Here is a 10271-nt window from a genome sequence, read left to right as displayed (position 1 = left end):
GGCTGGCAGGCTTTCAATCGATCCGCACCGGGATGCAGTCGGTGATGCACGACATCACGGCGCTGATGGCGATGGTCATGCGCAGGACACAGCCCAACCCTTGCTAAGACTTTGAATCAGCCCTGCTAGATAGCCTCTGCCAAGGCCGCAACGATATTTGTCGCCGCGACTAACGCAGATGTAGTTGAGCTTCTTGTAATCGCGAGCCCTCGAACGGAATGAATCCGTTACTGAGCACCAGCCGTATCTCCCACAAAATCGAAGCAAAGCTGGTCTATAGGCAACTTGCTTCGCCGTCCGCTGCTGCTGGAGCGCAGACCGGAACGCCTTGAACCGTGGCGTTTCTGTATGGCATCAGCAGTTGCAGCAAAGCCATGCTGCTGCCGTAGGGCCCAGACTCGATCGCGGGCTACTGCAGCGGCAGTATTCCAATCGATCAACGGCAGGGGATAGGCGCGACCGATCCCTATTCCATGCCGAGCCTGGGTGCGGTCGTCCATGGTCCAGGGGGTGTGCAGATAAACAGGGGGCACATGGGCAAGCTCTGGCAGCCAGCGGCGGATGAAAACACCTTCTGGATCGTGGTCTAGGCCCTGCTTTAGCGGGTTGTATATGCGGATTGTATTGATGCCGGTAGTGCCAGATTGCATCTGACACTGGCTCCAGTGGATACCTGGTTCATAGTCAACGAATTGACGGGCGAGATGGACCCCGCTCTCCCGCCAGGGAATCCACAGCTGATAGCTGGCTACGGAAAGCAGCATCGCCCGCATCCGGAAATTCAGCCAGCCGGTTGCGTTCAGGGAGCGCATGCAAGCATCCACAAAAGGAAGCCCCGTGCGCCCCTCTGCCCAGGCTGCCAAACGCTCTTGATTGCTGTCACGCAGTCCGGCAGTGAGGGGATGGAGCTCGCTGTATTCCAGGCTGGGCTGGCATTCCAACTTCTGGATAAAATGGCAATGCCAATGCAAGCGCTCATCAAAGCGCTGCAGAGAGCGCCGCCAGGGGACTGCCGCAAGAGCCTGGCGGCGGAGGCGGCTTTTTTGCACTACCTCCCGCATCGACAAGCTGCCCCAACTGAGATGGGGGGAAAGGCGCGAGCAGCTGACGTCGGCCGTATTGGGGCTAGACAACCCGGAGTGGTAGGAGCGGCTGCGCTGATCCAAAAAGGAGGCGAGGGTTTTCAAGCCTTGGGCTCGCCCTCCCTTTTGCCGCCCAGGGCAGAAATCGGCCTCCAGCCCTAGCTCTTCGGCTACTGGCAGAGGACCAGGGTCGAGCCCGGGCAGCGGGGTGAGACGGAGCGGCGCACCGGTTAGCTCCTCGGCCATGCGCTCCTCCCAACGCTTTGCCCAACCCGTACGCCTACTTAGCCGTCGAGTGACACCAAATTGAGGAATCTCCTGCCATTCAATGCCATGCCGGCGAGCCCAGTCCGCTACGCGCAGGTCACGGGCGTAGGTCCAGCCGTTGCCAGTTTCCTCGTGACTCCACAAGCCAGCTACTCCAAACTGGCGATGGGCCCGCTCCAGCACCTGCTCAATCGCACCGATGCGCACCACAAGTGGTTGGCCAAGACCGGCAAGAGCCGCTCTCAGCTCTACTAGACATTCGCGGCAAAACTCCCACTGCCGAGCGGAGCTGTCTGGCTGCAACCACAAGTCTGGCTCCACCACGTAGAGCGGCAGCACTGGTCCCCGCAGCGACGCCTCCAATAAGGGCCTGTGATCGAAGCTGCGCAGATCGCGCTTGAACCAAACGATTTGCAGCGGCCCCATGGCGTCAGAGGCTAAAACCTCATTTGCATTTTAATCAATCTGGAGTGAGGCAGGCGGCCCTACCTGGTTACGGTGGCACCTTTCCCATCTCCCCCACCTGAGCCCGCGATGATCTATCTGCTGCAGCATCTGGCCGTAGTGCTGAGCCTCGCCCTGTTTCACATCGTTGGTCCGGTACCAATCGACCTAGGTGTGCACGACGGCGCCCTGGCCCCTTGTGCCACGCCAGCGCACTGCGCAAGGGCGGATTGGCCTATCCAGCAGAGGAGCGGAGATACTCCCCAAAGCGCTCTCGAAAGCCTGATTCCCGTGATTGAAGCGATGGGCGCCACCAAGGTTGTCGAGCGAGCTGAGGGCTATCTGCACGCAACCGCAACCAGCTCCCTGTTTGGCTTCGTCGACGATCTAGAGCTGTATGCCGACAATGAGCATGCAATTCTCCAAGCTCGCTCCGTCTCTCGGCTTGGCGATTCAGATCTGGGCGTCAACAGCAAACGCCTGGAAATCTTGCGAAAAGCGCTCATACCAGCTCCAAAGGTATGAAATCAGCTGGCCGCCAACCTGCTCGGAGCGAACTCCGATTTTGTTCAGGAGGGAGGCGTTGATGGGTGCTTTTGGGCGGGCTTTGGTGTTTCAGTGGCTGACTTCAAGCCATCAAACAACTGACCAAGCAGGGTGGCCATTTCTGGCGGCAGGGCTGCCTGAGGAGCAGCCTCAGAAGCCAGTGCCAATAGGGCACAGGCATCAACCAAACTGGATGCCTCTGATGACGTAAGGGCGACTAGGTGCTCACCGTTGCACCGCGTAATTCTCATACAACTGCGTTTATACCAAGTTAAAGGTACTCCTTAAGGATTCTGGGCGTGACGAACCACTCCCAAATGGCCGAATCAAGGGTTCAGCAGCTCTTCAGACCAGGAGCCAGAGGCGCACCAGCGCCTGCGCTGGTGGGGTTGCCCGCCAAGCTCTAGCAACTCAACCTGATGCACCTCAAAGCTCAACAGTTCAAAGTGACTAGGCATCGGTGTGGTGTCGTCAAGTTCCTGGGGAAAGGCTGCCTCCAGATCGAGGGGGATTCCTGGCTCCGGCCAGCCCCATAGGGCCCTAGAGGAAGGTGTGAGGTTTTGCCAGTGGTGCTGACGCTGCTTGAGCAACTCCGCTGCGGGAGGCTGACAGCGCCTTGAGCGCAATCGAAACTGGCTTCGAGCCCGAGGCAAAAGCCAGCAGATTTCCGCGTCTGGCAAATTTCGCAGCTCGCTGGCTTTCTCACTGCGACCATCAGTGAACAAATCCAGAACGGCTGGAGCTGACCAGCCCCTAAATACCAAGGTGCGCACCCTGGGGGTGCCATCGCTGGCGACAGTTGCAAGTTGCAGCCAGCGGCTACTGGAGGATCTGCCCTCCCTCTGCAGGGCAGCTCGCAAAAGGGGACGCCATGGGGGAAGACTATCCATTAGGCCTCCCCAAAACGGCCAGCAACCTCAGCGGGTTGAATTGCTGGCATTGATTTGCACGTAAGCAGGGGTCAAACCTGAAATGCCTTCTGAGGGAGCAGAAATTTCTGGCTTGATACGAACGGTTGGCTTAACGAGCAGACCCGGCAGCATGCCAGCATCAAATGAAAAGCGGCCAGGACCAACAAGCAACAGTGCAAGGCTGCCGCCGAGGTAGAGAACGACCAGTTCGAGCACGTAAATATTTAGCCCAGCCGTAAGGATGTGTTGGTAAGCGGCGACTGTCATCGTGCCGGTGAGGGCGAGCGCTCCAACGGGCGTGAACAAGCCGAGAATTACCAACCAACTGCCGATCAGCTCGGAAAAGCCAGCGGCATAGGCGAAAAACAAGGGGAATGGCAGGTGCAGAGATGCCACATAGGTATTGGCAAATTGCTGTGGATCGGCAAGTTTTTCATGGCCATGGTGAATCATCATCACGCCGATAGCCAAGCGAAGCAGCAGCAGGCCAAGCGACGCAACTACGCCTGGCTTCAACAAATAGGCCTCTAGAACGGAACGGATCCGTTGGGCTTGACCAGTCGTGATCCATACAGCATTTGCAGGGCTCTGGGCTGCAGCCGGTTGATCAGCAGGGCGGCTGAGGGCCACAAACCAAAGGGCCATACAGGCAGCCAGGAAGCCTCCAAACAGCTCAAGAAGCAGGGGGGTGGACATGGTGGGTTGATTGCTTCACCAATCCTGGCAAGCTTGATGAAGAAACGTGAAGCATCCAGCGGCCCATCGGGGGCCCAAGCAGCGGCTGCGACGAAAATACCCACTCATGGAGAATATTTTAGGGCGCAATTAAAGACTTTTTAGCCTGACTTCCTGCTACAACTTTACTACTATAATCTTACAGCAAAAACATATTTACTTCAAAAATCAAGGGGTTTGCTGATACATCTGCTCTAAACGCTCGCGGCTGAAATCTACGTAAAGCACCTCTTCGCCGGGCTGGGGAGCCTCTGGGTGAACCCTGCTGCGTCTACGAGGGGTTTGAAGGGAATCTCTCTCCTGGGAACTACGCAAGTTTTGGGACATCAGCGCGAAGGCTCCGCCAGCGATGGCCGCAAAGAAAACCAAATAAATGACAGCCAGCAAGTCGTTCATCGGCATTCCGCTTTGCTGAATCTTAATATGAAGAAATATGAAACGTGGTTTTTCGATCTGTTGATGCGGCGCTGAGATCCCACAGCAGCCGGGCCAGTGGGTCGGAGCAGGCCTCCGCGCTGGGTTGGCTGGTCTCAAAACGCAGCCGACCCGGCCCCACAACTCGGTTACTCCAGTATTGAAATCCACTGGCGTGCGGTTTTGAGCCATCGGCGAGGCCGGCCAGCAGGGCGCCAGCCCTCTGGGGAGTTTCGGTGAGCCGCAGCAGGTCGCGAGCAACAAAGGCGAACAGGGCCTGGCCCGCGGGGTTATGGCTGCGGCTGTAGCGGAAGAAGCCCCCCTTGCTGCGCGGGATCACCAGCCCCGGGCTCCAGGCGAGCACCGGCAGATGCGTGCCCTGCTCCCTCAGCCGCCGCTCCACCTCCCTTGCCATCAACAGGTTGCAGAGCTTGCTGTCTTTGTAAGCCTTTTCGGCACTAAAGCTGGCGCTGCCATCCAGCATTAACGCCCCAGGGCCCTGACGCAGACCGGCAAGATCCCCGAGGCCAGCCGGGAGGCCCACTTTTCCCCCGGCGCTGGTGGGGTCGTGCACCTCCGATGCGGTGACCACCAAGCGAGGTGCCTTGCTCCCGATCAACAGGGGCAAAAGTTGCTGCAGCAGGGCCTGGTGACCCAGGTGGTTGACGGCGATGGTGAGTTCAAACCCCTGGGCCGACCAGCGGGGCTCGACCATGCCGCTGTACTGCAAGCCGGCGTTGAGCACCAAGGTATCGATCGGCTCACCCTTGGCCAGCAAGGCTTCAGCACAGCGCCCGATGCTGCTCAGATCAGCCAGATCGCAGCTAGGGGTATCGATCTTGTCGCTCAGGCGCTGGCGCAGAAGCGCGGCGGTGGTCCCATCCCGGCAGGGGATGGTGAGGTGGTGACCGGCCTGGAGCAGCAGGGTTGCCGCCTCAAAACCGATCCCGGAGCTGCCGCCGGTGAGCAGGATGCTGCGTGACTCTCCAGCACTGCGCTCCTCAACGGCCATAGCCCCTATTCCCGGCAACACCCGATTCTGTTGATCCAAAAGGCGGATCGCCACGCAGCCGGCTTGGCGTCACGATGGCTATATCAAGAGCGCAGCGATCCCCGTGTCCAGCACCGAGTTAGCTCCAGATGCCCTGGTTGAGAGGCTGGCGGGCGTTGCGGGGATGGGTCGGGGACGCCGCCGTTTGGTGCTTCTGCTACCCCAACTGGGGGATTTCGACAGCCTCGAATACGCCCAGGCCCTGGTTGCCGCCCTGCCGCAGCTGGAGACTGCCGGGATCGCCGTGCTGGCAATCGGTATCGGCCAGGCTGCCGGAGCCGATCGATTCTGCGAGTTCACAGGCTTTCCCCGCGAGCTACTGCAGGTGGTTGCAGGCCCGCAGCTGCACCGTGCCCTGGGCCTCTACGAGGGTCTGCAGCAGATCGGCGGCCCTTGGCCCAACCTGCTTTTGATGTGCGCCGGCATCGGCTCTCCCGGCACCTTGGCCGAGGTGCTGCGCGGCTACACAGGCGATCGAGCGGCTCCCCAGCGAATCGCCGACGAGGAGACCATCAAGGCCGGCCCCTTGCCACCAATTAAAGGTTCGTTCTTTGCCAGGGCTGGCGGGACCGGATTCCAGCGCCCCTTCGAACTGGCCACGGTTCGGCTGCGCAACATGAGCGAGGTGTTGGGCAACTGGCGCACCTACGTGCCCTGCGACGACTTTCTGACCCAGCGCGGCGGCACCTTCCTGCTGGAAGACGACGACACCCTGCTCTACAGCTACAAGGATCGCGGCATTCTCGGCTTTTCGGCATCCATGGCAAGGCCGCTCAGCTTCCTGGATCCTTACCTCGCCTGATTATTAACGGCATACACAGACAGCGCCGAATCCGGTGGAAGCCCACGGGTCCTCGCCGCCTGGCCCTAGCCGCCAGGCCCTCGCCACATTGCGTTACAGTTCCCGTAACAAACCGCAACACTCATGGCTGATTCTGCTTCCCGCTTCGGATTCGTTGAGTTTGCTGAAACCTGGAATGGTCGCCTAGCCATGCTCGGTTTCGTAATCGGCCTCGGCACTGAGCTACTCACTGGCCAAGGCATCCTTTCCCAACTCGGCCTGGGTTGATCACCATGGAAACCGATTACACAGCTGCAATTTTCACCGTGATTGCCCTTGTGGTGGTGCTCGGTGGCATGACCACCTACGTGCTCAGTCGCCCAACTGATCTGACCCCGAGATCCTGATAGCCGTAACTCTCAGCATCGTTGAGCCCAATTCCTCCTTCTTCGTTGCAAAAAAATGACAAACACTCCGGCTGGCCGAGAATGGCTTAAGCATCGGGCCGAAGAATTGATCCTATTGGAGCAGCTCAAACGCGTAGAACTGTTCAACGGCCGAGCAGCAATGTTAGGTATCGCGATTGGCATCATCACAGAAGGTCTTACGGGCTCCGGTATCGCTCATCAAATCGGCCTCGGAGCGCTGATAGACGGTTACGCTGCATGCCGCACCCAGTTTCTTCCCTTCTGTTTCTGAGCCTGATAGCTGCGCCATGGGCTGCAATGCTCTCAGTTTGGGCCTAAATGTTGGGATCTTAATGTTTGGATCTTAATGTTGCGACAAGATTGCATTGCAGCGGGGCAATTTGCAGCCAAAACTTGCTGATCTCCAAGCAGCCCTTGAGGTGCCCCTGCCCCAGTTATGGAGTCAGCTTGGTCAGCGGCAGCTAAGGCCAGAGCTGATGGATCAGCCCGGACTTGATCCTCTGGATCATCAGCAAGCACTGCTTGGTCTAGCCCGCATCAATGCGTTGACCCGCAGCACTGCTTGCTTCTTTCCTGATATCCGTCGATTAGCAAAACTGAATCCCGCGCGGCGGTTGCGCCTCCTAGATGTGGCCTGCGGTGGGGGCGACGCAGTGCGTGCCATCAGTCGCATGGCCAAGCGGGAGGGGATTGATCTGGAGGTGCATGGCTGCGACATCAGCACTGAAGCTGTCTCCCTGGCAAGGGAAGCAGCTGAGGCGGAGGGATTGGAGACTCATTTCTTCCAAACCGACGCAATCAATTCCCCCCTTCCTGGCGGTTATCACCTAATCACAACCTCATTGTTTCTGCATCACCTCACGGAAGCCGATGCAGAAAGCCTGCTGCGCTCTATGGCCGCCGCCACCCTCGATCAGCTGTTGGTGCACGACCTAATCCGCAGCCCCATTGATCTGCTGCTCACCTGGATCGGCACCCGGCTGCTGAGTCGCTCAGCGATCGTGCACATAGATGGACCACTCTCGGTGGGTGGTGCTTTTCAACTCAACGAGGTGGCGCAGCTGGCCGCATCGGCTGGCCTGGTGGGTGCCCAGATCACCCGGTTCTGGCCCGAGCGTTTCCTGCTCTCCTGGAGCCGGCATGCAGCCAACGCCTGAACTCGGACCGTTGCATATTTCGCCTTGCTGGGATGTGGTGGTAGTGGGTGCTGGACCGGCCGGCGCCCTTGTAGCCCATGGTCTGGCCAGTCGTGGCGTGCGCGTCTTGCTGGTGGAGCAGCGCCTCTTTCCTCGCTGGAAAGTCTGTGGAGCCTGCCTCAGCCCCCAGGCCCTGGCAGCACTTAAAACAGCTGGACTTGGCGGCCTAGTGGCGGCCCAGGGTGGCCTATCCCTTGAGCGGCTGCAGCTGGGGGTAGCTGGCCGGGTGAACCCGATCGCCCTGGGAGCTGGCCGGGTCCTGTCCCGCTCTCGCCTGGATCAGGCTCTGATGGAAGCAGCTGTTGCAGTTGGTGCCACGGTGCTGACGGGCACCCGGGCGGTACTGGGCGCTGCAGCCACCGGCTTAGAACCAGACCGAGAGGTGGTGCTGCAAAAAGGCACTTCAAGGTGGAGTGTCCGCGCCAAGGTGGTGTTGATCGCGGCGGGTCTCAGCCACCGCGCCATCGATAACGAGGCTGAGATCAGCACCAGCATCCAGCCCCATAGTCGTATTGGCGCAGGGTGCGTACTGCCAGGGGAAGCTGCCGAGCTGGCTCCCGGGGTGTTGCAGATGGCTGTAGGCCAGGGCGGTTATGTGGGTCTGGTGCGGGTAGAGAGCGGGGAGATCAACCTGGCCTGCGCCTTCGATCGGCCCATGCTGGGCTCCGTTGGTGGTGCGGCCCTGCTTTGCCAAAAAATCCTGACTGAAGCGGGCTTTGCGACTCTGCCTGGCCTTAAAGAAGCAGCCTGGCAACTCACCGCAGCGCTCAGTCGTCGCACAATTCCGCTTGCGGGCCACAGGCTGCTGCTACTTGGTGATGCCGCCGGCTATGTGGAGCCCTTCACCGGTGAAGGCATGGGCTGGGCTCTGACCTCCTCACTAGCTGCCCTGCCTCTAGTGCTGCGCGGATTGGAGCACTGGGATGGGGCAATTGAGACGGAGTGGCGGCGCCTTCACCGCCGCTGGGTGGCACAGAAGCAGAGATCATGCCGAGTGCTGGCAGTGGTTTTGCGGCACCCCAGGATCAGCTGGGGGCTGCACAGGCTGGCGGGGAGCTTCCCCACGGTCGCCGGCTCCATGATTGGGCTTCTGCAGCGGCCCGCCCTGCCCTGCTCGACGGACTGATCAATCATGCCCTTGTCCTTGATTGGTCTTGGCACTGCGGTGCCCCAGAGGCGCATCAGCCAGCAAGAAGCTCTGGCCCTTGCACCGCAAATGGGCAACGCCAGCCCTCGTCAACAACGGCTGCTGGAGAGGATCTACCAGCGCTCGGGGGTGATGCACCGCCACTGCATTCCCCTGCCTGACTCCGGCAACCCCTCAACGGCTGAGCGGATGAGGCGCTACCAACCGGCAGCGCTTGAGCTCGCACTAGAGGCTTCCCGTCTAGCGCTTAAGGATGCCGGTATCGAGGCCAGCGCGATCACCCACTTAATCACCGTTTCATGCACGGGCTTTGGGGCCCCTGGCTTCGACCTTGCCTTAATCGCCAACCTGCCACTAGCCATGGATGTGGCCCGAACTCATGTGGGTTTCATGGGCTGCCACGGGGCGTTCAACGGACTGCGGGTGGCACGGGCCTTTGTGGAGGCTGATCCCAGTGCATGCGTGCTGCTGTGTGCAGTGGAGTTGTGCAGCTTGCACTTGCAGGAGGGCTGGAACCCGGACCACATCGTGGCCAATGCCCTATTCGCTGATGGTGCCGGCGCGGTGGTGGCGGTAGCTGCCGATGGCCCTGGTGTGGGCTCAACCAATAAAACAGGCTTGCAGCTAGTCGCCTCATCTTCAACGGTGCTACCCGACACTGAAGACCTGATGGGCTGGATCATTGAAGATCATGGTTTTTCCATGGTTCTTTCATCCAAAGTCCCCAGTCGCATCGCCGCCCAGCTGCGCCCTTGGCTGGAGCAGTGGCTGGCGGGCCTGGGGGTGACGTTGCCGGAAATAGAAACCTGGGCCGTTCATCCCGGCGGGCCCCGCATCCTTGGGGCGGTACAAGAGAGCGCCGGGTTGCAACCCGGCCAGATTGATCTCTCCACTGCGGTATTACGTCAGTTCGGCAATATGTCGTCGGCAACTATTTTGTTTGTGCTGGAGCGGCTGCGCACCTCACCAGACCACAACGGCCCATGCCTGGCTTTGGGTTTTGGTCCCGGTCTCGCAGTGGAAGCGGCATTGCTCATGTTGCAAAAGGCCACCTGATTGCGTTTCTGACCACTGCTTTCCCATCCAGGCTTGTTGTACAACTTGGGCAACCACCACCCAGGCAACAAAAAAGCCCCCTTATTCAAGGGAGCTTTTGGGATTCCGTATTACCCAGCCGTAGCTGGGCTGTTGACTATCAACCGATTGCAGGTGCGGTCAGTGCCACGGGGGTGGCAGTAGCTGCTGCAAGGTCAAGCGGGAAGTTGTGAG

General features: G+C 59.8%; 12 protein-coding genes. 7 read left to right on the top strand and 5 right to left on the bottom strand.

Annotation, left to right across the window (positions count from 1 at the left end; genetic code table 11):
- Positions 1-227 precede the first annotated feature (227 nt).
- Complete coding sequence (locus tag KBY83_RS14765) at positions 228-1775, bottom strand: deoxyribodipyrimidine photo-lyase (RefSeq protein WP_255020325.1); 1548 nt, start codon at positions 1773-1775, stop codon at positions 228-230.
- A 108-nt stretch (positions 1776-1883) separates the two neighbouring features.
- Here KBY83_RS14765 and KBY83_RS14760 point away from each other — a divergent pair, with 108 nt between their 5' ends.
- Entirely contained in the window at positions 1884-2318 is a 435-nt protein-coding gene (locus KBY83_RS14760; RefSeq protein WP_255020324.1) for a DUF1499 domain-containing protein, read from the top strand.
- A 347-nt stretch (positions 2319-2665) separates the two neighbouring features.
- Here KBY83_RS14760 and KBY83_RS14755 read toward each other — a convergent pair whose 3' ends face one another.
- The 4 genes from KBY83_RS14755 to KBY83_RS14740 form a co-directional block, all read right to left on the bottom strand.
- Positions 2666-3229, bottom strand: a complete 564-nt coding sequence (locus KBY83_RS14755) for a pyridoxamine 5'-phosphate oxidase family protein (RefSeq protein ID WP_255020323.1) — start codon at positions 3227-3229, stop codon at positions 2666-2668.
- Positions 3230-3256: 27 nt separating this feature from the next.
- Complete coding sequence (locus tag KBY83_RS14750) at positions 3257-3946, bottom strand: DoxX family protein (protein ID WP_255020322.1); 690 nt, start codon at positions 3944-3946, stop codon at positions 3257-3259.
- 207 nt (positions 3947-4153) lie between these two features.
- Complete coding sequence (locus KBY83_RS14745) at positions 4154-4381, bottom strand: hypothetical protein (protein ID WP_255020321.1); 228 nt, start codon at positions 4379-4381, stop codon at positions 4154-4156.
- Positions 4382-4403: 22 nt separating this feature from the next.
- The gene (locus KBY83_RS14740) at positions 4404-5465 is read right to left on the bottom strand and encodes an SDR family NAD(P)-dependent oxidoreductase (RefSeq protein WP_315858999.1); all 1062 of its coding nucleotides are present in this window, start codon (positions 5463-5465) and stop codon (positions 4404-4406) included.
- A gap of 109 nt (positions 5466-5574) precedes the next feature.
- Here KBY83_RS14740 and KBY83_RS14735 point away from each other — a divergent pair, with 109 nt between their 5' ends.
- From KBY83_RS14735 to KBY83_RS14710, 6 genes are all read left to right on the top strand, one after another.
- Positions 5575-6252, top strand: coding sequence for an AhpC/TSA family protein (locus tag KBY83_RS14735; RefSeq protein ID WP_255020326.1), 678 nt, complete (start codon positions 5575-5577; stop codon positions 6250-6252).
- Positions 6253-6375: 123 nt separating this feature from the next.
- Positions 6376-6519 carry a chlorophyll a/b-binding protein gene (locus KBY83_RS14730; protein ID WP_106501944.1) on the top strand — a complete coding sequence of 48 codons (144 nt, stop codon included), beginning with the start codon at positions 6376-6378 and terminating at the stop codon, positions 6517-6519.
- A 174-nt stretch (positions 6520-6693) separates the two neighbouring features.
- Complete coding sequence (locus tag KBY83_RS14725; protein ID WP_254943026.1) at positions 6694-6930, top strand: chlorophyll a/b-binding protein; 237 nt, start codon at positions 6694-6696, stop codon at positions 6928-6930.
- Between the two features lie 148 nt (positions 6931-7078).
- The gene (locus KBY83_RS14720; protein ID WP_255020320.1) at positions 7079-7816 is read left to right on the top strand and encodes a methyltransferase domain-containing protein; all 738 of its coding nucleotides are present in this window, start codon (positions 7079-7081) and stop codon (positions 7814-7816) included.
- Positions 7800-8981, top strand: a complete 1182-nt coding sequence (locus tag KBY83_RS14715) for an NAD(P)/FAD-dependent oxidoreductase (RefSeq protein ID WP_255020319.1) — start codon at positions 7800-7802, stop codon at positions 8979-8981. The genes KBY83_RS14720 and KBY83_RS14715 overlap by 17 nt, the downstream gene beginning before the upstream one ends.
- A 6-nt stretch (positions 8982-8987) precedes the next feature.
- Positions 8988-10058 (top strand): type III polyketide synthase, encoded by a 1071-nt coding sequence (locus KBY83_RS14710; protein WP_255020318.1) that lies wholly within the window; start codon positions 8988-8990, stop codon positions 10056-10058.
- The last annotated feature ends 213 nt before the right edge of the window (positions 10059-10271 follow it).

This window comes from Cyanobium sp. WKJ7-Wakatipu, from assembly GCF_024345355.1.
Lineage (GTDB): Bacteria > Cyanobacteriota > Cyanobacteriia > PCC-6307 > Cyanobiaceae > Cyanobium_A > Cyanobium_A usitatum.
This window is presented reverse-complemented; position numbering and strand designations above follow the sequence as displayed.